This is a genomic window from Klebsiella quasivariicola (genome assembly GCF_002269255.1).
Taxonomy (GTDB): Bacteria; Pseudomonadota; Gammaproteobacteria; order Enterobacterales; family Enterobacteriaceae; genus Klebsiella; species Klebsiella quasivariicola.
Map to the genome: position 1 here is coordinate 1,388,612 of NZ_CP022823.1, position 24,822 is coordinate 1,413,433.

22 protein-coding genes are annotated in these 24,822 nt (G+C 59.3%); 18 read left to right on the forward strand and 4 right to left on the reverse strand.

Going from position 1 to position 24,822, the window contains the following annotated elements; all coding sequences use genetic code 11:
* Positions 1-3 precede the first annotated feature (3 nt).
* From B8P98_RS07080 to B8P98_RS07090, 3 genes are all read left to right on the forward strand, one after another.
* Complete coding sequence (locus B8P98_RS07080) at positions 4-642, forward strand: DUF1007 family protein (protein ID WP_025711683.1); 639 nt, start codon at positions 4-6, stop codon at positions 640-642.
* Positions 633-1,613 (forward strand): nickel/cobalt transporter, encoded by a 981-nt coding sequence (locus tag B8P98_RS07085; RefSeq protein WP_025711684.1) that lies wholly within the window; start codon positions 633-635, stop codon positions 1,611-1,613. The genes B8P98_RS07080 and B8P98_RS07085 overlap by 10 nt, the downstream gene beginning before the upstream one ends.
* A 99-nt stretch (positions 1,614-1,712) precedes the next feature.
* On the forward strand, positions 1,713-2,549 hold the full coding sequence (locus tag B8P98_RS07090; protein ID WP_025711685.1) for a hypothetical protein: 837 nt from the start codon (positions 1,713-1,715) through the stop codon (positions 2,547-2,549).
* Between the two features lie 46 nt (positions 2,550-2,595).
* Here the strand turns inward: B8P98_RS07090 and suhB are convergent, their stop codons facing one another.
* Positions 2,596-3,399: an inositol-1-monophosphatase gene (suhB, locus tag B8P98_RS07095; RefSeq protein ID WP_025711686.1), complete on the reverse strand. Its 804-nt coding sequence runs from the start codon at positions 3,397-3,399 to the stop codon at positions 2,596-2,598.
* Between the two features lie 120 nt (positions 3,400-3,519).
* On the opposite strand from suhB, the gene trmJ reads away from it, so the two are divergent.
* From trmJ to sseB, 11 genes are all read left to right on the forward strand, one after another.
* Positions 3,520-4,254 (forward strand): tRNA (cytosine(32)/uridine(32)-2'-O)-methyltransferase TrmJ, encoded by a 735-nt coding sequence (trmJ, locus tag B8P98_RS07100; RefSeq protein ID WP_025711687.1) that lies wholly within the window; start codon positions 3,520-3,522, stop codon positions 4,252-4,254.
* Positions 4,255-4,506: 252 nt separating this feature from the next.
* On the forward strand, positions 4,507-4,998 hold the full coding sequence (iscR, locus tag B8P98_RS07105; RefSeq protein WP_012540866.1) for a Fe-S cluster assembly transcriptional regulator IscR: 492 nt from the start codon (positions 4,507-4,509) through the stop codon (positions 4,996-4,998).
* A gap of 178 nt (positions 4,999-5,176) precedes the next feature.
* The gene (gene iscS, locus B8P98_RS07110; RefSeq protein ID WP_002913992.1) at positions 5,177-6,391 is read left to right on the forward strand and encodes a cysteine desulfurase; all 1,215 of its coding nucleotides are present in this window, start codon (positions 5,177-5,179) and stop codon (positions 6,389-6,391) included.
* 26 nt (positions 6,392-6,417) lie between these two features.
* Positions 6,418-6,804: a Fe-S cluster assembly scaffold IscU gene (gene iscU, locus B8P98_RS07115; protein WP_002913991.1), complete on the forward strand. Its 387-nt coding sequence runs from the start codon at positions 6,418-6,420 to the stop codon at positions 6,802-6,804.
* A gap of 17 nt (positions 6,805-6,821) precedes the next feature.
* Positions 6,822-7,145, forward strand: a complete 324-nt coding sequence (gene iscA, locus B8P98_RS07120) for an iron-sulfur cluster assembly protein IscA (RefSeq protein WP_004104506.1) — start codon at positions 6,822-6,824, stop codon at positions 7,143-7,145.
* Between the two features lie 74 nt (positions 7,146-7,219).
* On the forward strand, positions 7,220-7,735 hold the full coding sequence (gene hscB, locus B8P98_RS07125; protein ID WP_025711688.1) for a co-chaperone HscB: 516 nt from the start codon (positions 7,220-7,222) through the stop codon (positions 7,733-7,735).
* A 15-nt stretch (positions 7,736-7,750) separates the two neighbouring features.
* A complete protein-coding gene (gene hscA / locus B8P98_RS07130) occupies positions 7,751-9,601 on the forward strand; it encodes a Fe-S protein assembly chaperone HscA (RefSeq protein WP_025711689.1) in 1,851 nt (616 codons plus the stop codon).
* Position 9,602: 1 nt separating this feature from the next.
* A complete protein-coding gene (gene fdx / locus B8P98_RS07135; protein ID WP_002913956.1) occupies positions 9,603-9,938 on the forward strand; it encodes an ISC system 2Fe-2S type ferredoxin in 336 nt (111 codons plus the stop codon).
* 1 nt (position 9,939) lies between these two features.
* The gene (gene iscX / locus B8P98_RS07140) at positions 9,940-10,140 is read left to right on the forward strand and encodes a Fe-S cluster assembly protein IscX (RefSeq protein ID WP_002913954.1); all 201 of its coding nucleotides are present in this window, start codon (positions 9,940-9,942) and stop codon (positions 10,138-10,140) included.
* Positions 10,141-10,247: 107 nt separating this feature from the next.
* Complete coding sequence (pepB, locus tag B8P98_RS07145; RefSeq protein WP_025711690.1) at positions 10,248-11,534, forward strand: aminopeptidase PepB; 1,287 nt, start codon at positions 10,248-10,250, stop codon at positions 11,532-11,534.
* Positions 11,535-11,670: 136 nt separating this feature from the next.
* The gene (gene sseB / locus B8P98_RS07150) at positions 11,671-12,447 is read left to right on the forward strand and encodes an enhanced serine sensitivity protein SseB (RefSeq protein WP_025711691.1); all 777 of its coding nucleotides are present in this window, start codon (positions 11,671-11,673) and stop codon (positions 12,445-12,447) included.
* Positions 12,448-12,517: 70 nt separating this feature from the next.
* On the opposite strand, the gene B8P98_RS07155 is transcribed toward sseB, so the two are convergent.
* The 3 genes from B8P98_RS07155 to sseA form a co-directional block, all read right to left on the reverse strand.
* A complete protein-coding gene (locus B8P98_RS07155) occupies positions 12,518-13,360 on the reverse strand; it encodes a hypothetical protein (RefSeq protein WP_025711692.1) in 843 nt (280 codons plus the stop codon).
* Between the two features lie 102 nt (positions 13,361-13,462).
* Positions 13,463-14,113: a DUF5066 family protein gene (locus B8P98_RS07160; protein ID WP_008803797.1), complete on the reverse strand. Its 651-nt coding sequence runs from the start codon at positions 14,111-14,113 to the stop codon at positions 13,463-13,465.
* A 164-nt stretch (positions 14,114-14,277) separates the two neighbouring features.
* Positions 14,278-15,135: a 3-mercaptopyruvate sulfurtransferase gene (sseA, locus tag B8P98_RS07165; protein ID WP_012967442.1), complete on the reverse strand. Its 858-nt coding sequence runs from the start codon at positions 15,133-15,135 to the stop codon at positions 14,278-14,280.
* Between the two features lie 205 nt (positions 15,136-15,340).
* Here sseA and B8P98_RS07170 point away from each other — a divergent pair, with 205 nt between their 5' ends.
* The 4 genes from B8P98_RS07170 (at position 15,341) to B8P98_RS07185 (ending at position 24,726) form a co-directional block, all read left to right on the forward strand.
* Positions 15,341-20,290, forward strand: a complete 4,950-nt coding sequence (locus tag B8P98_RS07170; RefSeq protein ID WP_080896826.1) for an alpha-2-macroglobulin family protein — start codon at positions 15,341-15,343, stop codon at positions 20,288-20,290.
* Positions 20,291-22,615 carry a peptidoglycan glycosyltransferase PbpC gene (pbpC, locus tag B8P98_RS07175; RefSeq protein ID WP_080896827.1) on the forward strand — a complete coding sequence of 775 codons (2,325 nt, stop codon included), beginning with the start codon at positions 20,291-20,293 and terminating at the stop codon, positions 22,613-22,615.
* A gap of 160 nt (positions 22,616-22,775) precedes the next feature.
* Positions 22,776-23,207 (forward strand): nucleoside-diphosphate kinase, encoded by a 432-nt coding sequence (ndk, locus tag B8P98_RS07180; RefSeq protein ID WP_004144312.1) that lies wholly within the window; start codon positions 22,776-22,778, stop codon positions 23,205-23,207.
* Between the two features lie 352 nt (positions 23,208-23,559).
* Positions 23,560-24,726: a bifunctional tRNA (adenosine(37)-C2)-methyltransferase TrmG/ribosomal RNA large subunit methyltransferase RlmN gene (locus B8P98_RS07185; protein WP_025711695.1), complete on the forward strand. Its 1,167-nt coding sequence runs from the start codon at positions 23,560-23,562 to the stop codon at positions 24,724-24,726.
* Positions 24,727-24,822 lie beyond the last annotated feature (96 nt).

Here is a 24,822-nt window from a genome sequence, read left to right on the forward strand (position 1 = left end):
CAGATGAACAGAGTGAAACAATGCACCGGCGCGGCGTTTTTCATGGTTTTATCGTGGTCAGCCGCCGCGCATCCGCATAGCTTCATCAGTTTGCACAGCGAGCCGGTGATCGAAGACGGTCTGTTGAGCGCCTTTAAAATGCGCTGGACCATGGACGAAATAACCTCATCGGATCTGCTCTATGATGCCGGAAGCGCCAAACCGGGCAGCGAAGTGTGGAAAAAGCTGGCGGCGGAGGTGATGGCCAACGTGCTCGGCCAGCACTATTTCAGCGAGCTGTGGCACAACGGCCAGCGGGTGAAATTTGCCAATCGTCCCGCTGGCTATGGCCTCGAGCGTGAAGGACTGCAGGCGGTTCTGACCTTTACCCTGCCGCTGGCGACGCCGCAACCCGTTGCCGGGCAGACGTTTACCTTCTCCACCTTCGACCCGACCTACTACGTCGACATGTTTTATGACATGGATAGCGATTTTTCCCTGCCCGCAGCCCTGCAGGATGCCTGTAAGGCAACGGTGATGACGCCAAAACCGAACGACAAAATGCTCTCGTACGCTCAGTCGCTGGATAAAGCGGATGCGCCGCCGGAGGATATGGCACTGGGCAGCTATTTTGCCCAGAAGGTGACCCTGACATGTCAGTGATTTTTACCCCGCGCGCGCGATCCTCGCGCTGGAAAGCGCTGTGGCCGCTGGCGCTGTTGCTGGCTGTGAGCATCATCGGCGGTATTTGGCTGTGGCAGGCGTGGCCGCAGGTGCTGATGCAGAGCGCTGTCTGGCAGCGTTCGCTGAATCTGGAACTCAGCCGTCTGCTGCAGGCGGTGGCGGAGAACCCGGCAGCGGCGGGGCTGTCGCTGCTCGGGTTCAGTTTCGTTTATGGTGTGCTGCATGCCTTAGGGCCCGGCCATGGTAAAATTGTCATTACTACCTGGCTCGCCACCCATCCCTCGAAGCTGAAATCGAGCATTAACCTGACGCTGGCCGCCTCTTTATTACAGGGGCTGGTGGCCATCGTGCTGGTGGTCGTGGTGCTGGCGCTGCTGCAGCTGCCGGCACGCCAGCTGCATCTCAGCAGTTTCTGGCTGGAGAAGGGCAGCTATCTGCTGGTGGGCGCGTTAGGTTTGCTGCTGTGCTGGCGGGCGCTAAAAAAGTTGTGTCTGCTGCTGAGTCGGCCAACGTTTACCGCTTTTACCCCGCATCATGTTCATCACGAGCACTGTGGCTGCGGGCACCAGCATCTCCCGGCGCCGGATCAGCTTCAGAGCGGCGACGACTGGCGGGCACGCGCCGCGATTGTCCTGTCGATGGGCATGCGCCCCTGCTCGGGGGCAATTATGGTCCTGCTGTTCAGCAAGGTGATCGGGGTGTTCAGTTGGGGGATGGCGGCGGCGCTGGCGATGGCGGCGGGAACCTCGTTGACCATTACCGCGCTGGCGTTGCTGGTGCACAGTTTTCGCCAGCTGGCGGTGAAGCTGGGCCAGCATCAGACGCCACCGCTGTGGCGCCAGGTGGGCTGGCTGACGCTGGCGCTGGCCGGAGGCGTCTTTTTGCTGGTGGCGGCAGGGGTGATGTGGGTCAGTGCTGTCCCGGCCGGCGGTGGGATCCGCCCGTTTTAGCCCGGCGCCGGGCGCAAATCCGAAAGTAGTCACCCGCGCTTGCCGCTGATGACGCGATGCTCTAGTTTTCCGCTTTTCGGCGGATGACAAGGAGTCGCAATGGCCGCAAATATCCTTTCTCCCGCGCAGAGCGGGCGGTTCTATTATGGCTGCGCCGCTGTCGCCGGGCTGCTGGTGGGGCTGGCGATCGTCTACTGGTTTCCGGCGCTGGCCAGCTGGTGGCCGGCGGATCTGGTGCGTGTCTACCACGCCATGCCATATGTTATGGGATTCGGGGTGGCGAGTGTCGGGGATATCCCGCTGGCGGCCTACGCCACTTTAACGCTGTCGGGCTTCGTCATGGCCTTTTGCCATCCTGGTCACAGTAAACTGCCCATCGTTGCCTGGGCCGTGCATAACCAGCCCTCACCGCGGGAAATGGTTGACTGGATCCTGCGCAGCTGGGTGCTACAGTTCGGTTTTCTGGTGATCATTTTCTGGCGTTTCGCGTTTATGGGGAAGCTAAGCAGCGACAGGCTAATGCAGATTGCGGGCATCTGTAACGACGTTTGCTATCTGGCCACGCTGGTACTGGCAGGGATCCTGCTGCGCGACAGCTGGCGCGGCGTTAAAGGCGTTGTCGCGCCGGCAGGTAACATTCGCTTACCGCTGATCTTTGCCCTGAGCTTTTATCTGCCGTTTCAGTTGATATGGATTTTACTCAGTGCGCAGCAGTATGAACTGCCCCTGTGGGGATGGCTGCTGCTGGCCCCGGCAATGGTAGGCGTGTTGCTGGCCCGGCTGGCGACGGTAGGGATAGCGCTGTGTCTCCAGCGCTGGCTGGGGCAACAGGGCTGTCTGCGCTGGCGCGGACCGCTGGCCCTGTTTAGCGGCCTGACGGTGCTGTGCATCGGCGGCAATGCGGTGATTCGCCAGATCCTCAACATGATAAAATGACATAAAAAAAGGAAGCCGCGGCTTCCTTTTTGTCATCAGTAAGAGATTAACGCTTCAGCGCATCGCTCAGTTGCTCACGCATATTCGCCAGCATCGCTTTTACTACACGCGGGTTACCGGCAACGATGTTGCCCGTCATCATATAGTTATGACCACCGGTGAAGTCGCAGACAATCGCGCCAGCTTCACGAGCGATCAGCTCGCCTGCAGCGAAATCCCATGGCTTCAGGGCGATTTCAAAGTAGCCGTCAACGCGGCCGGCGGCTACATAGGCCAGATCCAGCGCAGCAGAGCCGGTGCGACGGAAGTCGGCGCATTCGGTAAACATATTACCCAGAATATTCATGTAGGTGGTGGCGTGCTGCTTCGCTTTGAACGGGAAGCCGGTGGCGATGATAGTGCCATCGAGGTCACGCGCGTTGCTGCCGCGCAGACGATAGCCGTTCAGCTGCGCGCCCTGGCCGCGGGTGGCGGTAAACAGTTCGTTACGCATTGGATCGTAGACCACCGCGACTTCAGTACGGCCTTTAATGCGTACGGCGATGGAAACAGAGAAGTGCGGCAGACGTTTTACGAAGTTGGTGGTGCCATCCAGTGGATCGATAACCCATTGAACATCCTGATCTTCACCCTCGTGTTCACCGCTTTCTTCGGTGATGATGGTGTGCTGTGGGTAAGACTTGCGAATGGTTTCGATAATAATCGCTTCTGCGGCTTTATCGACGTTGGTCACAAAGTCATTGCTGCCTTTCTGGCTGGTTTCTACGGAATCTGGCGTTTCGTAGTGCTTGGCAATTAAATTACCCGCCTTGCGCGCTGCGCGCACGGCAATGTTCAGCATCGGATGCATCGGTCTCTCTCACTGGATGTTAAAGAACGGGAAAAAACGGCGCATATAGTAACAGCGAATTCTGCTTATGTCTCCGTTTTATGTTAGCATGCACGAATAATCTTTAGCCGAAGAACCATAATGCTGCAAAATATTCGAATCGTACTGGTAGAAACCTCTCACACCGGCAACATGGGCTCTGTAGCCCGCGCGATGAAAACCATGGGCTTAACTAACCTGTGGCTGGTCAATCCCCTGGTCAAACCCGATTCGCAGGCTATCGCGCTGGCCGCGGGCGCCAGCGATGTGATCGGCAACGCGCAGATCGTCGATACCCTCGATGAAGCCCTGGCGGGCTGCAGCCTGGTGGTCGGTACCAGCGCACGTTCCCGCACGCTGCCGTGGCCAATGCTCGATCCGCGCGAATGCGGCATCAAGAGCGTCGCCGAAGGTCAGCATGCGCCGGTGGCGCTGGTCTTTGGTCGCGAGCGCGTTGGCCTGACCAACGATGAACTGCAAAAGTGCCATTACCATGTGGCGATTGCCGCCAACCCGGAGTACAGCTCGCTGAACCTGGCGATGGCGGTGCAGGTTATCGCCTATGAAGTGCGGATGGCCTGGCTGGCGACGCAGGAGCAGGCGCAGCCGGCAGTTGACCATGAAGAGGCGCCATACCCGCTGGTGGACGATCTGGAACGTTTCTACGGCCATCTTGAGCAGACGCTGCTGGCGACGGGCTTCATCCGCCCGAACCATCCGGGGCAGGTGATGAACAAGCTGCGTCGTCTGTTCACCCGCGCGCGTCCGGAAAGCCAGGAGCTGAACATCCTGCGCGGCATGCTGGCGTCTATTGAACAGCAGAATAAAGGTAAGTAAGCGCGTTAACGCCGGATGGCGCTTCGCTTATCCGGCCTACGAATCTACATCTCTGTTCTAGCCCGGGCGAGGCCTTTGGCCGACCCCGGCAGCGGCTCGAAATTAATAACGGCACGGAAAGCCAAATACCTGACTAAAACAGTCAAGTAAATAGTTGACCAAATTACTCGGGAATGTCAGACTTGGCCCTGCTATGCAATACCCATATTAATAAAAAGCCCGGCCAGGGGCGAGTTTGAGGTTAAGTAAGACATGAGACTGACATCTAAAGGGCGTTATGCCGTGACCGCAATGCTTGACGTTGCGCTCAACTCTGAAACCGGCCCGGTGCCGTTGGCAGATATTTCAGAGCGTCAGGGAATTTCGCTTTCCTATCTGGAACAGCTGTTCTCTCGCCTGCGTAAAAATGGCCTGGTTTCCAGCGTTCGTGGTCCGGGCGGTGGTTATCTGTTAGGTAAAGATGCCAGCAGCATCGCCGTCGGCGAAGTGATTAGCGCCGTAGACGAATCCGTCGATGCAACCCGTTGCCAGGGCAAAGGCGGCTGTCAGGGCGGCGATAAGTGCCTGACTCACGCGCTGTGGCGCGATTTGAGCGAACGCCTGACCGGCTTCCTGAACAATATCACATTGGGTGAACTGGTGAATAACCAGGAGATCCTTGATGTGTCCGGTCGTCAGCATCAGCACGAAACCCAGCGCAATGCGCGCACCCAGGACGCGATCGACGTTAAACTGCGCGCCTGAGTGACCCGTCCCGTTTCGGGCTGCGGCTGACAGGGCAAAGCGGCACGAAACGGCGGGACAACGATTATAACGAGCTTTCAGAATCAGGCCGGGATGCTCCGACATTCCGTGTACTCGGTCGTACATCAAGCCGGTTGCCTGATTCCTTGCATTGAGTGATGTACGGAGTTTAAGAGCAATGAAATTACCGATTTATCTCGATTACTCCGCAACCACGCCGGTGGACCCGCGTGTTGCCGAGAAAATGATGCAGTTCCTGACCATGGACGGGACCTTTGGTAACCCGGCCTCCCGTTCCCACCGTTTTGGCTGGCAGGCTGAAGAGGCGGTTGATATCGCCCGCAATCAGATTGCCGAGCTGGTCGGTGCCGACCCGCGCGAAATCGTCTTTACCTCTGGTGCGACTGAATCCGATAACCTGGCGATCAAGGGTGCAGCCAACTTTTATCAGAAAAAAGGCAAGCACATCATCACCAGCAAAACCGAGCATAAAGCGGTTCTGGATACCTGCCGTCAGCTGGAGCGCGAAGGCTTCGAAGTGACCTACCTGGCGCCGCAGAGCAACGGGATTATCGATCTGAAAGAGCTGGAAGCGGCGATGCGTGACGACACCATCCTGGTTTCCATCATGCATGTGAATAACGAAATCGGCGTGGTGCAGGATATCGCTACCATCGGCGAGATGTGTCGCGCCCGCGGTATCATTTACCACGTAGACGCCACCCAGAGCGTGGGCAAGCTGCCTATCGATCTGAGCCAGCTGAAAGTGGACCTGATGTCCTTCTCCGGTCATAAAATCTACGGTCCGAAAGGTATCGGCGCGCTGTACGTTCGCCGTAAGCCGCGTATTCGTATCGAGGCGCAGATCCACGGTGGCGGCCATGAGCGCGGTATGCGTTCCGGTACTCTGCCAGTTCACCAGATCGTCGGCATGGGTGAAGCTTACCGTATCGCCAAAGAAGAGATGGAAAGCGAAATGGCGCGCCTGCGCACCCTGCGCAACCGTCTGTGGAACGGCGTGAAGGATATGGAAGAAGTTTACCTGAATGGCGACCTCGAGCAGGGCGCGCCGAACATTCTTAACGTCAGCTTCAACTATGTTGAAGGTGAGTCGCTGATTATGGCGCTGAAAGATCTGGCGGTTTCCTCCGGTTCAGCCTGTACTTCCGCGAGCCTTGAGCCATCCTACGTGCTGCGCGCGTTAGGCATGACCGATGAACTGGCGCACAGTTCTATTCGTTTCTCTTTAGGTCGTTTCACTACCGAAGAAGAGATTGACTATGCCATCGATCTGATTCGCAAATCCATTGGTCGTCTGCGTGAACTCTCTCCGCTGTGGGAAATGTTCAAACAGGGCGTGGATCTGAACAGCATTGAATGGTCACATCACTAATTCGGCACCAATAAGGAGAATTCATCATGGCTTACAGCGAAAAAGTTATCGATCATTACGAGAATCCGCGCAACGTCGGCTCTTTTGACAACAGCGACGAGAACGTCGGCAGCGGCATGGTCGGCGCGCCGGCCTGCGGCGACGTGATGAAGTTGCAGATTAAAGTCAACAATGAAGGTATCATTGAAGACGCGCGCTTCAAGACCTATGGCTGCGGTTCCGCTATCGCTTCCAGCTCCCTGGTCACCGAGTGGGTGAAAGGTAAATCGCTGGACGAAGCGCAGGCGATCAAGAACACCGATATCGCCGATGAACTGGAACTGCCGCCGGTGAAAATTCACTGCTCTATCCTGGCGGAAGACGCGATTAAAGCCGCGATTGCGGATTACAAAAGCAAACGTGAAGCAAAATAATTAGTTGAGGTTTTGTTATGTCGATTACTCTTAGCGACAGTGCAGCAGCGCGAGTCAATACCTTCCTGGCGAACCGCGGTAAAGGGTTTGGCCTGCGCCTGGGCGTGAGAACCTCCGGCTGCTCGGGTATGGCCTATGTACTGGAGTTTGTTGACGAGCCGGCGGCTGAAGACACCGTGTTTGAAGACAAAGGCGTGAAGGTCGTGATCGACGGCAAAAGTCTGCAATTCCTCGACGGCACGCAGCTGGACTTCGTCAAAGAAGGCCTCAACGAAGGGTTTAAATTCACTAACCCTAACGTCAAAGACGAGTGCGGCTGCGGCGAAAGCTTTAACGTATAATCGGTACTCCCCAACCCCACCGCGGTCACGCCGCGCGTGGGGTTTTAGTTTAGATGCATGACCCTGAGGTTACTATGGACTATTTCACCCTCTTCGGGTTACCAGCCAGCTATACCCTCTCGCTCGAACAACTGGCTGTCCGGTATCAGGATCTGCAGCGCCAGTACCATCCGGATAAATTTGCCAGCGCACCTGCAGCGGAACAGCTTGCGGCGGTTCAGCACTCCGCCACCATTAACCAGGCCTGGCAGACGTTGCGCCATCCGCTGACTCGCGCGGAATACCTTCTCTCGCTGCATGGCTTTGATCTCGCCAGCGAACAGCATACCGTTCGCGACACCGCGTTTCTGATGGAACAGCTGGAGCTGCGCGAAGAGCTGGATGAGATCGGCCAGGCGAAAGACGATGCGCGGCTGGAGAGCTTTATCAAACGAGTGAAAGCGCTGTTTGATACCCGCCAGCAGCTGATGGTTGACCAATTGCATAATGAGAGCTGGGAGGCGGCGGCGGACACGGTACGTAAGCTCCGTTTCCTCGATAAACTGCGCAGCAGTGCTGAAGAACTCGAAGAAAAACTGCTCGATTTTTAATTTTCGGAAGCAATTATGGCCTTATTACAAATTAGTGAGCCCGGCCTGAGCGCCGCGCCGCATCAGCGTCGTCTGGCGGCCGGTATCGATCTGGGCACCACCAATTCTCTGGTGGCTACCGTGCGTAGCGGCCAGGCCGAAACTCTGCCCGATCATCAAGGCCGCTACCTGCTGCCGTCGGTGGTGAACTACCACGCTTCGGGGCTGACCGTCGGCTATGATGCCCGGCTGAACGCCGCCCAGGATCCCGCCAATACCATCAGCTCGGTGAAGCGGATGATGGGGCGCTCCCTCGCCGATATTCAAAACCGCTACCCGCATCTGCCGTATCAGCTGCAGGCCAGTGAAAACGGTCTGCCGATGATCCAGACCGCTGGCGGTCTGCTGAATCCGATCCGTGTCTCCGCCGATATCCTGAAAGCGCTGGCCGCCCGCGCCACTGAAGCGCTGGCTGGCGAACTCGACGGCGTGGTCATTACCGTTCCGGCCTACTTCGACGACGCTCAGCGTCAGGGGACTAAAGACGCGGCGCGTTTGGCGGGTCTGCACGTGCTCCGCTTGTTGAACGAACCCACTGCGGCGGCGATTGCCTACGGCCTCGATTCCGGTCAGGAAGGGGTGATTGCGGTCTACGATCTCGGCGGCGGCACCTTTGATATTTCCATTCTGCGCTTAAGCCGCGGGGTGTTTGAAGTGCTGGCCACCGGCGGTGACTCGGCTCTCGGTGGCGATGATTTCGACCATCTGCTGGCGGATTACCTGCGCGAGCAGGCGGGCTTCAGCGACCGTAGCGACAATCGTCTGCAGCGCGAGCTGCTGGATGCCGCCATCGCGGCGAAAATCGCCCTCAGCGATGCCGAGGAGGCGCACGTTGAGGTCGGCGGCTGGCAGGGCGAAATCACCCGTAGCCAGTTTAACGATCTGATTGCCCCGCTGGTAAAACGTACCCTGATGGCCTGCCGACGCGCGCTGAAAGACGCCGGCGTTGACGCGCAAGAGGTGCTGGAAGTGGTGATGGTCGGCGGTTCCACTCGCGTGCCGCTGGTGCGCGAACGCGTTGGCGAATTCTTTGGCCGTACTCCGCTGACCTCTATCGACCCGGACAAAGTTGTCGCCATCGGCGCGGCGATCCAGGCCGATATTCTGGTCGGCAACAAGCCGGACAGCGAACTGCTGCTGCTGGATGTTATCCCGCTGTCGCTTGGGCTGGAAACCATGGGCGGCCTGGTAGAGAAAGTCATCCCGCGTAATACCACCATTCCGGTGGCCCGCGCGCAGGAATTCACCACTTTCAAAGATGGCCAGACGGCGATGTCCATTCACGTGATGCAGGGCGAGCGTGAGCTGGTGCAGGATTGCCGCTCGCTGGCGCGTTTTGCGCTGCGCGGTATCCCGGCGCTGCCGGCGGGTGGGGCGCATATTCGCGTTACCTTCCAGGTGGATGCTGACGGTCTGCTGAGCGTTACGGCGATGGAAAAATCGACCGGCGTGGAAGCCTCCATCCAGGTGAAACCGTCTTACGGCCTGACGGACGGCGAAATCGCCACCATGATTAAAGATTCAATGAGCTACGCCGAACAGGATATCCAGGCGCGCATGCTGGCTGAACAGAAAGTCGAAGCCGCTCGCGTACTGGAGAGCCTGGCCAGCGCGCTGGCCGCCGACGCCGCGCTGTTAAGCGCCGCGGAACGTCAGGCTATCGATGCCGCTGCGGAGCAGGTCCGCGCCGCCGCGGCAGGCGATGATGCCGACGCGATTAAAGAAGCGATTAAAAATATCGACACACAAACCCAGGAATTCGCCGCCCGCCGTATGGATCAGTCGGTCCGTATCGCGCTGAAAGGCCAATCCGTGGACGAGGTTTAAAATGCCAAAAATTGTATTTCTGCCCCACCAGGACCTGTGTCCGGATGGCATCGTTGTGGAAGCTGAGACCGGTGAAACCATTCTCGATGCCGCGCTGCGTAGCGGCATCGAGATTGAACATGCCTGCGAAAAATCCTGTGCCTGCACCACCTGCCACTGCATCGTGCGTGAAGGTTTTGACTCGCTGGCCGAGAGTAGCGAAGATGAAGACGATATGCTGGATAAAGCCTGGGGACTGGAACCTGACAGCCGCCTGAGCTGCCAGGCGCGCGTCACCGACGAAGATCTGGTCGTTGAGATCCCGCGTTACACCATCAACCACGCACGCGAGCACTAATATGGCACTGAAATGGACTGACAGTCGCGAAATCGGCGAAGCGTTGTACGATGCTTACCCGGATCTCGACCCGAAAACCGTTCGCTTTACCGATATGCATCAGTGGATTTGCGATCTGGAAGAGTTTGATGATGACCCAAACGCATCCAATGAAAAAATTCTCGAGGCGATTCTGCTAGTCTGGTTAGACGAAGCCGAATAATTTTCGCGTCATGATTCATGCGGCGATATGAAGTTGGCTAAATCATCGAGCGAGAGAACGTTACGGGCTGCCATACGGTGGCCCGTTTGCTAAGAAGGATAATGATAATGACCGAAGCCATGAAGATTACGCTTTCTACTCAGCCAGCCGATGCGCGCTGGGGAGAAAAAGCGACCTGGAGTATCAATAACGACGGTATCGCCTTACATCTCAACGGTAAAGACGACCTGGGGTTAATCCAGCGCGCGGCGCGGAAAATTGACGGTATGGGTATCAAGCACGTTGCCCTGAGCGGCGAAGGCTGGAACACCGATCGCGCCTGGGCCTTCTGGGCGGGCTATAAAGGGCCGAAGGGCACTCGCAAAGTGGAATGGCCGACTCTGGACGACGCGCAGCGTAGTGAACTGGATAACCGTCTGACCATAATCGACTGGGTGCGCGATACCATCAATGCGCCGGCGGAAGAGCTGGGGCCGGAGCAGCTGGCGCAGCGCGCCGTCGACCTGCTGTGCAGCGTGGCGGGTGAGCAGATGAGCTATCGCATCACTAAAGGTGAAGATCTGCGCGAGCAGGGTTATCTCGGCCTGCACACCGTGGGCCGCGGCTCCGAGCGTCCGCCGGTCCTGCTGGCGCTGGACTATAACCCGACTGGCGATAAAGAAGCGCCGGTGTACGCCTGCCTGGTGGGCAAAGGCATCACTTTTGATTCCGGCGGCTACAGCATCAAACAGAGCGCCTTTATGGATTCAATGAAATCCGATATGGGGGGTGCGGCGACCGTCACCGGCGCGCTGGCTTTTGCCATCACCCGCGGTCTGAACAAGCGCGTGAAGCTCTACCTGTGCTGCGCCGACAACCTGATCAGCGGCAATGCATTCAAACTTGGCGATATCATTCATTATCGTAACGGCAAAACCGTTGAAGTGATGAACACCGACGCCGAAGGCCGCCTGGTGCTGGCGGATGGCCTGATTGACGCTTCGGCGCAGAAGCCAGAGCTGATCATCGACGCCGCCACCCTGACAGGCGCGGCGAAAACCGCGCTGGGTAATGACTACCACGCGCTGTTCAGCTTTGACGATGCGTTGGCCAATCGCCTGCTGGCGAGCGCGCAGGCGGAAAACGAAGCCTTCTGGCGTCTGCCGCTGGCCGAGTTCCACCGCAACCAGCTGCCGTCTAACTTTGCTGAACTGAACAATACCGGCAGCGCGGCCTATCCGGCTGGCGCCAGCACCGCGGCGGGCTTCCTGTCCCACTTCGTGGAAAACTACCACCAGGGTTGGCTGCATATTGACTGCTCCGCGACGTACCGTAAAGCCGCGGTAGAGCAGTGGTCGGCGGGCGCGACGGGTCTTGGCGTACGTACTATCGCCAATCTGCTGACGGCTGAGTAATGGCCTTGCCGGGTAGCGCTACGTTTACCCGGCCTGTATTTTTTGCCGGGTGGCGCGATACCTGCCCGGTCTGGAAAATCCCCAGGCCCGTGCAAGCGTGGTGCCGGCGGGCAATTCATTGTGAAGTAGCCAAACTATGTCTGATACCAAAAACGAATTAGAAACCCTGCTGGAAAAAGCGGCGACCGAGCCCGCTCATCGTCCGGCATTTTTCAGCGCGCTGCTGGAGGCGACCGTCTGGGTGCCGGGCAGTGCAGCCGATGGTGAGCAGATTGTCGAAGATAGCGCGCTGGATCTGCAGCACTGGGAAAAAGAGGACGGCAGCTCGGTGATCCCGTTCTTCACCTCGCTGGAGGCGCTGCAGCAGGCGGTGGAAGACGAGCAGGCTTTCGTGATGATGCCGGCCCGCACGCTGATGGCGATGACGTTGGGCGAATCGCTGTTCCTCAACCCGAAGCTGCCGAGCGGCAAAGAGTTCACCCCGCGTGAAATCAGTCATCTGCTCGGTGAAGAGGGCAGCCCGCTCAGTACCCAGACGGTACTGGAAGGCGGCGAAGCGCTGTTGTTATCTGAAGTCGCCGAACCGCCGGCGCAGATGGTGGATTCGCTGACTACGCTGTTCAAGACGCTGAAGACCGTCAAGCGGGCGTTTCTGTGCTCAATTAAAGAGCACGCCGACGCGCCGGCTAACCTGCTAATCGGCATTGAGGCGGAAGGGGATATCGAAGCCATTATTCAGACCACCGGTAGCGTGGCGACCGATACCCTGCCCGGCGATGAACCGATTGATATTTGCCAGGTGGTGGAAGGCGAGAAGGGCATCAGCCACTTTATGATTGCCCATATCACGCCGTTCTATGAAAAGCGCTGGGGCAGCTTTCTGCGCGATTTTAAACAAAACCGCATTATCTGAAAGCGGGGGCGTCTGCCCCCACTGTGTTTCCGCGGCCTGCGCCAGGATCTGAAAAACGGCTCTGTAGAAATTAATGCAGAGCGGCAAAAATCCGCGGGTAGGCTGACACCATGTGATAAAGAAGAAATCCCGTTACGCACAGCGTGACGATCCCATTGTAGAGTGCTATATCCCCGCGCCAGGCCCGGCATCTCTCTTCGCCCAGCAGAGAACGTATCGCTGCCACCAGCCCGCCGACCAGCATAAACGCCAGTAACACCCCCACCATCTGCGCAATGACAATATACCAGCCCAGCGGCGTATTCACGCCCCGGGCGCTCATCAGCGCGATTTGCGCCGGCAAAATCGTCTGGAACCCGAGGGTGAGGAGCATCAGAAGGCGCAGATCCGCCAGCTGAGCGTCGAACGTGCGGGCCAGACGCCGGGCGTCACGCAGCAGCAGCACACCCGACGCCACCGCCGCGGCAACGCTGACGTGCTGGAGAATAAAAATATATAACGCCAGCGTCCCGGATCCGACCTTGGCCAAAAAGAACAGATTGCAAAAGACGATAATCAGCAGGCCAAATTTTATGCCCCAGGCGCGGAGAACCTCGCCGGGCCAGCGCCGGCTTGACGCAGGGTTATGCATCATCCACGCGGCAAGGGTCGACTTACCGTAACCGGGCGCGAGCAGCACCATCAGAAAACCCAGCAGCGCCTGGTGACCATAGGTTATTAACGGGACCTCTTCCAGCGTGACCCCGAGAAAGCGGGTATAAACAGAAACCGGCACAGGCACCAGGCTTAACCATGTCCGGTTCCATTGCGGCCAACAATAAAGAATGACGCCGCCCGCCAGCAGGCCAGCTATGCCTCCCAGCCAGGGACGGCGCGGTGAATCAGCAGAATGTGGGTTAGAGACTAATGCCATTTTCACTCCTTGTGGTGACATCAGGTTACGGATAAAACGCTCCCTCCTGGAGCAGGCCCCGGCGGCGCGCGTTAATCGCGTCATCCGGGGTGAGATGGTGAATTAGTCAGGACAGCCTTCGAGCCTGGCGTAAAGATCCTCATGAATATATTCCAGCTCCAGCAAGGCGCCATCGCGTGCCTCATTGAGGGTCTGCTGATGCTGCCATTCGTCGTGACTCTCCTCGCTGCCGGCAAAGATCCCCTGCAGATATTCAATCAGTGACGATTCTGCCAGCCAGAGATCATTCTCTTTACCCTCGAAGCGGACAACAGGATATTCACCTTGTTCATCACGTTCAGTGACATAGATAAATACCTGCTGATCGCCGGCGTGGCTGATGCGAATCAGGGCAGGAAGACGCGGATCGTCGTTCCAGACGGGCATCAGCTCTTCAAAGTCCAGTCCGGCCATATCAAGACCATTCATGTAATAAGCATCTTCATCAAGCGAGTCGGAAAGCAGGACGCCATGTTCATCAATGGAGTCCACAACCCATTCCAGTACCAGCTGTCCGTGGGGGCTTTTCAGTTGGCAATCGTAGGCCAACAGCGCTTTCAGACTCTCCGGAAGCGCCACGGTTTCGCTATTTTGCGGGTCACGATATTTCCGTACCCGCAGGCGATCCACTTCGTCTACGGGCATCGGTTTCGGGGTGGGATTGCGGTTGTACTTATGTACGACATCCATGAGATCCGGTAATGAAAATGCCATTATTCAATTTCCTTATATAGTGAGTGGCAGTAAAGCGAATACGGCAGGTACAAACCCTGCGGCAGCACAGAGTAACCGGTTTAGCGAGAAGCAGAAGGAGGGGAGAGGGAAAATCAGAAATTATTTAGTGACCGCGGGACGGGAGGCCCGCGGTCACGCCGTGTTTACGGAGCGGCAGAGGCCGGTTCAATCGGCAGATCGCTCCGCGCGCCCCATTCGCTCCAGGAGCCGTCGTACAGGCAGACGCCGTTCACGCCAAGCGTGGTGAGCGCCAGCACGACCACCGCCGCCGTCACCCCCGATCCGCAGCTGGCGATGATTGGCCGTTCAAAATCGACACCCTGACGTAAAAAGATGTCGTTCAGCTCGTCGACGGTTTTCAGTTCGCCGTTAATCACCAGCTCCGTCCACGGCACGTTAAGCGCGCCGGGGATATGCCCGCGACGCAGGCCCGGGCGCGGTTCGTCGGCCTGGCCGTTAAACCGGGCCGCCGGACGCGCATCGACAATCTGCGCCGACCCTTCATGGCTGACCAGCAGGACGTCGGTCAGGCGCTTAATTTGCTGGGGATCGAAACGCACGTCGAATTCCCCTTCGGCCACCTCGGGCACGCCTTGCTCCAGCGGCAGTTCGTCACGTCGCCAGCCCTCCAGCCCACCGGCCAGAATGGACACCTTCTCCACGCCAAAGGTGCGCAGCATCCACCAGGCGCGAGGCGCGGAAAACAGATTGCCTTCGTCATAAACCACCAGGTGCTTATCGCTGCAGACGCCCAGCTCGCGCATGGCGACGGCAAATGCCTCGGCGCGCGGCATCATATGCGGCAGCGGGCTGGTGTGGTCGGAAAGCGCCTCGATATCGAAAAACAGCGCGTTCGGCACGTGGCCAGCGCGGTATTCCGCGGCCATATCGCGCAGGGCCTCCTGCCCGGCGGGCGCCATGCGGGCGTCGATAATCTGAATTTCCGGGTCATCAATATGTTCTGCCAGCCAGTCGGCAGCGACAAAAAACGAGGTGGACATAGGTGCCTCCGTTTTATTATTCATGACTGAATTGTCGGCGTTTTATCTGGCGCTGACAAGTTAAGGACGCCAGAGTGGGGACGGCGTCACGGCACTTTTCTGATTAATCGGCAGAAACCCGCGTCATCACTGTTGAGAAATGTCAGCATAACGCATAATAAATGTGACAAATTGCATCAGGCTCACCGGCCGAGGGGTTAGAAGGATGAAACCATTTCGTTTAGCGGCGCTGTCACTGGCGCTCCTTACCGCATTTTCATTAACCGGGTGTGATGACAGCGGTACGCCGCAGGCCTCGGCCCCGGCGCCGGCCGCGGATAGTAGCCCTGGCACAACGGCAAAACCGGACCGCGCCCAGCTGGCGGCGCTGGCGGAAAAAAGCCAGGGCAAAGCGCTAACGCTGCTCGACGCCTCGGAAGTGCAACTGGATGGCGCCGCGACCCTGGTGCTGACGTTTTCCGTACCGCTGCAGCCGGACCAGGATTTCTCCCGCAGCGTGCATCTGGTGGATAAGAAAAACGGGAAGGTGGACGGCGCCTGGGAGCTGGCGCCGAATCTGAAAGAGCTGCGTCTGCGTCATCTCGAGCCGAAGCGCGATCTGATTGTCTCGGTCGACCCGACGCTGATGGCCCTGAACAAGGCGACGCTCGACAAACCGTTTGAGAAGACACTGACCACCCGCGATATCGCGCCGAGCGTTGGTTTCGCCAGCCGCGGTTCGCTGCTGCCGGGCAACGTGATCGCCGGGCTGCCGGTGATGGCGCTGAACGTCGATAATGTCGACGTTAATTTCTTCCGCATTAAGCCGGAATCACTCTCCGCGTTTGTCAGCCAGTGGGAATACCGTAACTCGTTAAGCAACTGGGAGTCTGACGAGCTGCTGAAGATGGCGGATCTGGTCTATACCGGCCGCTTCGATCTCAACCCGGCGCGCAATACCCGCGAAAAGCTGCTGCTGCCGCTAAGCGACATCAAGCCGCTCCAGCAGCCTGGCGTCTACGTGGCGGTGATGAACCCGGCGGGCCACTATAGCTACAGCAACGCGGCAACGCTGTTCACCCTCAGCGATATTGGCGTCTCGGCGCATCGCTACCACAACCGGCTCGATGTCTTCACCCAGAGTCTCGAAAATGGCGCCGCGCAGTCGGGAATTGAAGTGCAACTGCTAAACGCCAAAGGGCAGACGCTGGCACAGGCGAAAAGCGACAGCCAGGGTCATGTCACCCTGCAAACCGATAAAGAGGCCGCGCTGCTGCTGGCGCGCAAGGAGGGGCAAACCACGCTCCTCGACCTCAAGCTGCCGGCGCTGGATCTGGCGGAATTCTCGATTGCCGGTGCGCCGGGCTTCAGTAAACAATTCTTTATGTTTGGCCCGCGCGATCTCTATCGTCCGGGTGAAACCGTGATCCTCAATGCCCTGTTGCGCGATAGCGACGGTAAGCCGCTGGCGGAACAGCCGGTGAAGCTGGAGGTGGTGCAGCCGGATGGCCAGGTGATCCGCTCGGTGATGAGCAAACCGGTTAACGGTCTGTATCAGTTTACTTATCCGCTCGACAGCGGCGCGGCCACCGGTATGTGGCACATTCGCGCCAGCACCGGCGATAATCAACCCCGCGAGTGGGATTTCCACGTCGAAGACTTTATGCCCGAACGTATGGCGCTGAACCTGACGCCGCAGGCGGCGCCAGTCGCGCCGAATGCCGATGTCACCTTTGGCGTCAGCGGCGCCTATCTCTACGGCGCGCCGGCCAGCGGCAACCAGCTGCAGGGCAAGCTCTTCCTGCGTCCGCTGCGCGACGCCGTCGCCGCGCTGCCGGGCTTCCAGTTCGGCGATATCGCGGAAGAAAACCTCTCCCGTAGTCTGGATGAAGTCCAGCTGACGCTGGATGAAAAAGGCCATGGCGAAGTGACCACCTCGAGCCAGTGGCAGGATAGCCACTCGCCGCTGCAGGTGGTGTTGCAGGCCAGCCTGTTGGAATCCGGCGGCCGGCCGGTGACCCGTACGGTTAAGCAGCCGATCTGGCCTGCCGAGGCGCTGCCGGGGATCCGCCCGCAATTTACGCTAAAAGACGTTTACGATTACCGCACCGACACCACCGTGAAGCAGCCGGTGGTGGATGAAAACAGTAATGCCGCGTTTGATATCGTCTATGCCGACGCCAAAGGCGAGAAAAAAGCGGTCTCCGGTCTGCAGGTGCGGCTGATCCGCGAACGACGTGACTACTACTGGAACTGGTCCGATAGCGAGGGCTGGCAGTCGCAGTTCGATCAAAAAGATCTGCAGGAGGGCGAGGAGTCGCTGGATCTGCAGGCCGGGCAAACCGGTAAAGTGAGCTTCCCGGTAGAGTGGGGCTCCTATCGTCTGGAGGTGAAAGGGCCGGACGATGTCGTCAGCAGCGTGCGCTTCTGGGCCGGCTATAGCTGGCAGGATAACAGCGAAGGTACCGGCGCGGCGCGTCCGGACCGGGTCACCATGAAACTGGATAAACCGAGCTATAAACCGGGCGATACCATCAAACTGCATATCGCCGCCCCGGCGGCGGGTAAAGGCTACGCGATGGTGGAATCCAGTGAAGGGCCGCTGTGGTGGCAGGAAATTGACGTCCCTGCGGAGGGGATGGAGCTGTCGATCCCGGTGGATAAAGCCTGGAATCGCCACGACCTCTACCTCAGCACGCTGGTGGTTCGCCCCGGCGATAAATCGCGCTCGGCGACGCCGAAACGCGCGGTAGGCCTGCTGCATCTGCCGCTGGGCGATGAAAACCGTCGCCTGACGCTGGCGCTGGAGGCCCCGGACAAAATGCGCCCCAACCAGCCGCTGACGGTAAAAGTGAAAGCCAGCGTCAAAGAGGGCGAGGTGCCGAAACAGGTCAACGTCCTGCTCTCCGCGGTGGATAGCGGGGTGCTGAATATTACCGATTACGCCACGCCGGATCCGTGGAACGCTTTTTTTGGCCAGAAGCGTTACGGCGCAGATATCTATGACATCTACGGCCAGGTGATCGAAGGACAGGGGCGTTTAGCCAGCCTGCGCTTCGGCGGCGATGGCGACGAGTTAAAACGCGGCGGCAAACCGCCGGTTAACCACGTGACGATCGTCGCCCAGCAGGCGCAGCCGGTGGTGTTGAATGACCTGGGCGAAGGCACGGTGACGTTGCCCATCGGCGATTTTAACGGCGAACTGCGGGTGATGGCCCAGGCGTGGACGGCAGATGACTTCGGCAGCAGCGAAGATAAAGTGGTGGTGGCCGCCCCGGTTATCGCCGAGCTGAACACCCCGCGCTTCCTTGCCAGCGGCGACACCACGCGTCTGGCGCTGGATCTCAGTAACCTGACTGATAAACCGCAAACCCTGCAGGTTCACCTTGCCGCCAGCGGGCTGGTCACCTTAACCGAGGGCCAGCTGCCGCCGGTGCAGCTGGCGCCGGGCGCGCGCAGCACGCTGTTCGTGCCGGTGAGCGCGCTGGCGGGTTTTGGCGATGGTCAGCTCAATGCCACCATCAGCGGCCTGAGCCTGCCGGGTGAAACCTTCGCCCCGCTGCAAAAACAGTGGAAAATCGGCGTCCGTCCGGCGTTCCCGGCACAGACCATCAATAGCGGCGCGGTGTTACAACCCGGCGAAAGCTGGCAGGCGCCGGCGGCGCAGAGTGAGGGCTTCGCCCCGCAAACGCTGCAGGGCCAACTGCTGCTCAGTGGTAAACCGCCGTTGAACCTCGCCCGCTATATCCGCGAGCTGAAAGCCTATCCTTACGGCTGTCTTGAGCAGACCGCCAGCGGCCTGTTCCCTTCTCTGTACACCAGCGCGGCGCAGCTAAAAGCGCTGGGCATCAGCGGCGATAGTGATGAAAAACGCCGCGCGGCGGTCGATGTGGGTATCTCGCGCCTGCTGCAGATGCAGCTGGAAAACGGTGGCTTTGCGCTGTGGGATAAAGAGGGGCCGGAAGAGTACTGGCTGACCGCCTACGCCATGGACTTCCTCGTCCGCGCCGGCGAACAGGGCTACAGCGTGCCGGTCAACGCCCTTAATAAGGGGAACGAGCGCCTGCTGCGCTATCTGCAGGAACCGGGGCTGATGACCGTGCGCTACAGCGATGACGCCCGGGCCAGCCGCTTTGCCGCTCAGGCCTATGCCGCGCTGGTGCTGGCGCGTCAGCAAAAAGCGCCGCTCGGCGCACTGCGTGAAATCTGGAGCCGTCACGACCAGGCGCGCTCCGGCTTGCCGCTATTACAGCTCGGTATTGCGCTGAAAACCATGGGCGATGCGCCGCGCGGCGACGAAGCCCTGAAGCTGGCGGTTACCACGCCGCGTCACAATGAAAACCGCTGGCTGGGCGATTACGGCAGCCAACTTCGCGATGACGCCCTGAAGCTGGCGCTGCTGGAAGAGAACAAGCTGCTGCCGGAGGTGCAAAATCAGCTGTTGGGCAGCTTGTCGGAAGAAGCCTTCGGTCAGCGCTGGCTGTCGACCCAGGAAACCAACGCCCTGTTCCTTGCCGGGCGTACCCTCGCCGACCTGCCGGGCAACTGGCAGGCGCAAACTTCGCTGCAGGCGGAGCCGCTGGCCAGCGACAAAGCGCAAACCCGCAACCTCGACGGCGATCGGCTGGCGTCGCTGCAGGTGAGCAATACCGGCACTCAGCCGCTGTGGCTGCGCCTCGATAGCAGCGGCTATCCGCAAAGTGCGCCGCAGCCGGGAGGGAATGTCTTGGGGATTGAACGCACTATTTTCGATACCCAGGGACAGCAGAAATCGCTGTCATCACTGCGCAGCGGTGAACTGGTGCTGGTCAAGCTGGAGGTGACCGCCAAACGCAACGTGCCTGACGCGCTGGTGGTTGATCTGTTGCCTGCCGGTCTGGAGCTGGAAAACCAGAACCTGGCCAACAGCAGCGCCAGCCTGCAGGAGAATGGCGACGCGGTACAAAATCTGCTTAACCAGATGCAACAGGCGGATATTCAGCATATCGAGTTCCGCGATGACCGCTTTGTCGCCGCAGTCGCCGTCAATGAAGGCCAGCCGGTGACGCTGGTCTATCTGGCGCGGGCGGTGACGCCGGGCACTTATCAGGTCCCGCAGCCGCAGGTGGAATCGATGTATGTGCCGCAGTGGCGGGCGACCGGGGCGGCCAGCGGCCCGCTTACCGTGACGCCGTAAATGCGCGTATTGCCTCGGGTAAAACGCCGCTGGCGCTTGCTGGCGGCGTTTATTTTTCTGCTGTGGCTGGCGGTGCTGGCCGCCGATCGTCTGTGGCCGCTGCCGCTGCATGACGTCACGCCCGCCCGCGTGGTGGTGGCGGAAGACGGCACGCCGCTCTGGCGCTTTGCCGATGCGCAGGGCGTCTGGCGCTACCCGGTCACTCTTGCCGACGTGTCGCCGCGCTATCTGCAGGCGCTCATCCAGTATGAAGACCGCTGGTTCTGGAAACATCCAGGGGTCAATCCCTTCGCGGTGCTGCGCGCCGCCTGGCAGGATCTGACTTCCGGGCGGGTCATTTCCGGCGGCAGCACGCTTACCATGCAGGTGGCACGTCTGATCGACCCCCATCCGCGCACCTTCGGCGGCAAGCTGCGCCAGCTGTGGCGGGCGCTGCAGCTGGAGTGGCATCTGTCAAAAAGCGACATTCTAACCCTCTATTTGAACCGCGCGCCGTTTGGCGGCACCCTGCAGGGGATCGGCGCGGCCAGCTGGGCCTATCTCGGTAAGCCGCCTGCCCGGCTTAGCTACGGCGAGGCAGCGCTACTGGCGGTGCTGCCGCAGGCGCCGAGCCGTTTACGCCCGGACCGCTGGCCGCAGCGTGCTCAGGCTGCTCGCGACAAAGTACTGGAACGGATGCTCAGCCAGGGCGTCTGGCCGCAACGGGCGGTACAGGAAGCGATGGAAGAACCTGTATGGCTATTCCCGCGGCAGATGCCGCAGCTGGCGCCGCTTTTTTCACGCCGGGCGCTGGCGACCAGCCGTGATGAAAAGGTGGTGACGACTCTGGATGCCGGGCTCCAGCGGCAGCTTGAAGATCTGGCGCTGAACTGGAAATCGCGCCTGCCGCCGCGCAGTTCGCTGGCGATAGTGGTGGTCGATCACACGGATATGAAAGTCCGCGGCTGGGTGGGCTCGGCAGATATCACCGACGACAGCCGCTTCGGCCATATTGATATGATCTCGGCGGTGCGTTCGCCAGGGTCGGTGCTGAAACCCTTTGTCTACGCGATGGCAATGGATGAGGGGCTGATTCATCCGGCGTCGCTATTGCAGGATGTGCCGCGGCGCTTTAGCGATTATCGCCCCGGCAATTTCGACAGCGGGTTTCACGGCCCGGTGAGCGCCAGCGAGGCGCTGGTGCGTTCATTGAATCTGCCGGCGGTGCAGGTGCTTGAAGCCTACGGGCCCAAACGTTTCGCGGCGAATTTACGCAATGCCGGACTGCCCTTGATGCTGCCCGCTGGCGCTGAGCCGAACCTGTCGCTGATCCTCGGCGGCGCCGGCGCGCGGCTGGAAGATATCGTGGCGGCGTACGGCGCTTTCGCCCGTCATGGCAAAGCGGCGCGGCTGCGCCTGAAACCGGGCGATCCCCTGATCGAGCGCGCGTTGATGTCACCCGGGGCGGCGTGGATCGTTCGGCGCATCCTGGCCGGCGAAGCGCAGCCGGTTCCCGATGCCTCGCTGCCGCCGGTGGTCCCGCTGGCGTGGAAGACCGGCACCAGCTACGGCTATCGCGACGCGTGGGCGGTGGGCCTTAATGCGCGTTATCTGATAGGCATCTGGACCGGGCGTCCGGACGGTACGCCGGTGGTGGGGCAGTTTGGTTTCGCCAGCGCCGTGCCGCTACTCAACCAGGTCAATAATCTGCTGCTGGCCCGCCCGGCGATGAGCCGCGGCGGGCTGCCGATCGATCCGCGCCCGCAAACGGTCAGCCAGGGGACCATTTGCTGGCCAGGCGGGCAGGATCTACCGGCCGGTGACAGCAACTGCCGTCGTCGCCTGGCCAGCTGGTTGCTGGATGCCAGCCAGCCGCCGACTCTGGTGCTGCCGGGACAGGAAGGTGTGCGCGGGATCCGCTTCCCGGTGTGGCGCAATGAACAAGGTGAACGGGTGGCGGCGGATTGTCCCGGGGCGCGCGAAAGTGTGGTTGAGGTCTGGCCGCTGCCGCTGGAACCCTGGCTGCCACCAGGTGAGCGTCGCTCCGCGCGTCTGGGGCCGGTAGCGAAAACATGCCCGCCGCTGCAAAATCAGGATGCCGCGCCGCTGGTACTCTCCGGGATCCGTGAGGGCGCGGTGATAAAACGTCTGCCGGGTGAGGTGCGGGTGAGGTTGCCGCTACAAACCAGCGGCGGGGAAGGGCGGCGCTGGTGGTTTCTCAACGGCGAACCCTTAGACACTACCGGTGCGGGAACCACACTCACCCTGGATAAGCCCGGCGAGTGGCAGCTGGTGGTCATGGATGAGGCGGGGCAAACGGCGGCCGCCAGTTTCACCCTGCAATAACCAGGGTAAATTTGTTGTTGGCGGTTTGTGTTTCCAATACTCATCTTATTTTAACAAAATGTTACCTTCATCCGTAGGCAGGGGCGGGGATGCTCATTATAATGCGCGCCAGGCCATACGATCGTATGTGCAACAACAGAACATTAAATTAGAGGTAATCATGGCTATTGAACGTACTTTTTCCATCATCAAACCAAACGCGGTGGCAAAAAACGTTATTGGCAGCATCTTTTCCCGCTTTGAAGCTGCAGGGTTCAAAATCGTCGGCACCAAAATGCTGCACCTGACCGTTGAACAGGCTCGCGGTTTCTATGCTGAGCACGAAGGTCGCCCGTTCTTCGACGGTCTGGTTGAGTTCATGACCTCCGGCCCGATCGTGGTTTCCGTTCTGGAAGGCGAAAACGCGGTTCAGCGTCACCGTGACCTGCTGGGCGCCACCAACCCGGCAAACGCCCTGGCGGGTACCCTGCGCGCTGACTACGCTGACAGCTTCACCGAGAACGGCACCCACGGTTCCGATTCTGTAGAATCCGCTGCCCGCGAAATCGCGTTCTTCTTTGCTGAAGGCGAGGTTTGCCCGCGCACTCGCTAATCTCCTGCGTCTTTCACGCCACCGCTTTGTTGGCTTCATTCGCGCACCCCGGTCACATAGTTATCTATGCTCCCGGGGATGTGCGAATTCGCCGCCTCGCGGTGACCTGAAATACTTTGGAGATATAAACCTCGTCTTTTCGATCGTCGCGGCGTTTGCCTGACAATCGAAAAGCCTTAGAGGATTGAGCAGTCAGTAACAGATTTTTTTATCATTGACTGTGTGCAGGCATGGCTTCCATGCGCCAGAATTTGTAGAATATAGCGCCCCTGGACGAGCAGTCGCTCTCCGGGGCGTTTCTTTTTCAACCCACCTGGGGCCATAACGTGTAATAACGAGGCCGGAAAACATTATGTCTGAACAAATTGTCACGCCTGATATCGCCGCTCTGACGGTGCCGAACAAAGATGCCAAAATCAACCTGCTGGATTTAAACCGTCAGCAGATGCGCGAGTTTTTCAAAAACATGGGCGAGAAGCCTTTCCGCGCCGATCAGGTGATGAAATGGATGTATCACTACTGCTGCGACGACTTTGATGAAATGACCGACATCAACAAAGTCCTGCGCAGTAAACTGAAAGAAGTGGCGGAGATCCGCGCCCCGGAAGTGGTTGAAGAGCAACGCTCAACCGACGGGACCATTAAATGGGCGATCGCCGTTGGCGATCAGCGCGTCGAGACCGTCTATATCCCGGAAGAAGACCGTGCCACCCTGTGCGTCTCTTCACAGGTTGGCTGTGCGCTGGAGTGCAAATTCTGCTCCACCGCCCAACAGGGCTTTAACCGCAACCTGCGGGTGTCTGAAATTATCGGCCAGGTCTGGCGCGCGGCGAAAATCGTCGGCGCGGTGAAGACCACCGGCGTGCGTCCGATCACCAACGTGGTGATGATGGGCATGGGCGAGCCGCTGTTGAACCTCAACAACGTCGTGCCGGCGATGGAAATCATGCTCGACGATTTCGGCTTTGGCCTTTCCAAGCGTCGTGTGACCTTGTCTACCTCCGGCGTGGTGCCGGCGCTGGATAAGCTCGGCGATATGATCGACGTCGCGCTGGCGATCTCTCTGCACGCGCCGAACGACACCATTCGTGACGAAATCGTCCCGATCAATAAAAAGTACAACATCGAGACCTTCCTCAACTCAGTGCGCGGCTATATTTCGAAGTCCAATGCCAACCAGGGCCGGGTGACCATCGAGTACGTCATGCTGGATCACGTCAACGACGGTACCGAGCACGCCCACGAACTGGCGGCACTGCTGAAGGACACCCCGTGCAAGATCAACCTGATCCCATGGAATCCTTTCCCGGGCGCGCCGTATGGTCGCAGCTCCAACAGCCGCATCGACCGTTTCTCCAAAGTCCTGATGGAGTACGGCTTTACCACCATCGTGCGTAAAACCCGCGGCGACGATATCGATGCCGCTTGCGGCCAGCTGGCGGGCGACGTTATTGACCGGACCAAGCGTACGCTGCGTAAGCGGATGCAGGGCGAAGCGATTGACGTAAAAGCGGTCTGACAAATGATGACCCGTGCAACAAAGGCGGCACGGGTCATATTTATGGCCAATAGCCAGGCGAAATACGCTGATTTGGTTAATAATTACGGTGCGTTT

Excerpts from the sequence above, each read along its gene's own strand:
- B8P98_RS07160 (WP_008803797.1), bottom strand. The coding sequence starts at position 14,113 with ATGGCATTTTCATTACCGGATCTCATGGATGTCGTACATAAGTACAAC.
- pepB (WP_025711690.1), top strand. The coding sequence starts at position 10,248 with ATGACCGAAGCCATGAAGATTACGCTTTCTACTCAGCCAGCCGATGCG.
- B8P98_RS07155 (WP_025711692.1), bottom strand. The coding sequence starts at position 13,360 with ATGGCATTAGTCTCTAACCCACATTCTGCTGATTCACCGCGCCGTCCC.
- pbpC (WP_080896827.1), top strand. The coding sequence starts at position 20,291 with ATGCGCGTATTGCCTCGGGTAAAACGCCGCTGGCGCTTGCTGGCGGCG.
- iscA (WP_004104506.1), top strand. The coding sequence starts at position 6,822 with ATGTCGATTACTCTTAGCGACAGTGCAGCAGCGCGAGTCAATACCTTC.
- B8P98_RS07090 (WP_025711685.1), top strand. The coding sequence starts at position 1,713 with ATGGCCGCAAATATCCTTTCTCCCGCGCAGAGCGGGCGGTTCTATTAT.
- iscX (WP_002913954.1), top strand. The coding sequence starts at position 9,940 with ATGGCACTGAAATGGACTGACAGTCGCGAAATCGGCGAAGCGTTGTAC.
- trmJ (WP_025711687.1), top strand. The coding sequence starts at position 3,520 with ATGCTGCAAAATATTCGAATCGTACTGGTAGAAACCTCTCACACCGGC.
- iscS (WP_002913992.1), top strand. The coding sequence starts at position 5,177 with ATGAAATTACCGATTTATCTCGATTACTCCGCAACCACGCCGGTGGAC.
- suhB (WP_025711686.1), bottom strand. The coding sequence starts at position 3,399 with ATGCATCCGATGCTGAACATTGCCGTGCGCGCAGCGCGCAAGGCGGGT.
- B8P98_RS07185 (WP_025711695.1), top strand. The coding sequence starts at position 23,560 with ATGTCTGAACAAATTGTCACGCCTGATATCGCCGCTCTGACGGTGCCG.
- fdx (WP_002913956.1), top strand. The coding sequence starts at position 9,603 with ATGCCAAAAATTGTATTTCTGCCCCACCAGGACCTGTGTCCGGATGGC.
- B8P98_RS07080 (WP_025711683.1), top strand. The coding sequence starts at position 4 with ATGAACAGAGTGAAACAATGCACCGGCGCGGCGTTTTTCATGGTTTTA.
- sseA (WP_012967442.1), bottom strand. The coding sequence starts at position 15,135 with ATGTCCACCTCGTTTTTTGTCGCTGCCGACTGGCTGGCAGAACATATT.
- B8P98_RS07170 (WP_080896826.1), top strand. The coding sequence starts at position 15,341 with ATGAAACCATTTCGTTTAGCGGCGCTGTCACTGGCGCTCCTTACCGCA.
- iscU (WP_002913991.1), top strand. The coding sequence starts at position 6,418 with ATGGCTTACAGCGAAAAAGTTATCGATCATTACGAGAATCCGCGCAAC.
- ndk (WP_004144312.1), top strand. The coding sequence starts at position 22,776 with ATGGCTATTGAACGTACTTTTTCCATCATCAAACCAAACGCGGTGGCA.
- iscR (WP_012540866.1), top strand. The coding sequence starts at position 4,507 with ATGAGACTGACATCTAAAGGGCGTTATGCCGTGACCGCAATGCTTGAC.
- B8P98_RS07085 (WP_025711684.1), top strand. The coding sequence starts at position 633 with ATGTCAGTGATTTTTACCCCGCGCGCGCGATCCTCGCGCTGGAAAGCG.
- sseB (WP_025711691.1), top strand. The coding sequence starts at position 11,671 with ATGTCTGATACCAAAAACGAATTAGAAACCCTGCTGGAAAAAGCGGCG.
- hscB (WP_025711688.1), top strand. The coding sequence starts at position 7,220 with ATGGACTATTTCACCCTCTTCGGGTTACCAGCCAGCTATACCCTCTCG.
- hscA (WP_025711689.1), top strand. The coding sequence starts at position 7,751 with ATGGCCTTATTACAAATTAGTGAGCCCGGCCTGAGCGCCGCGCCGCAT.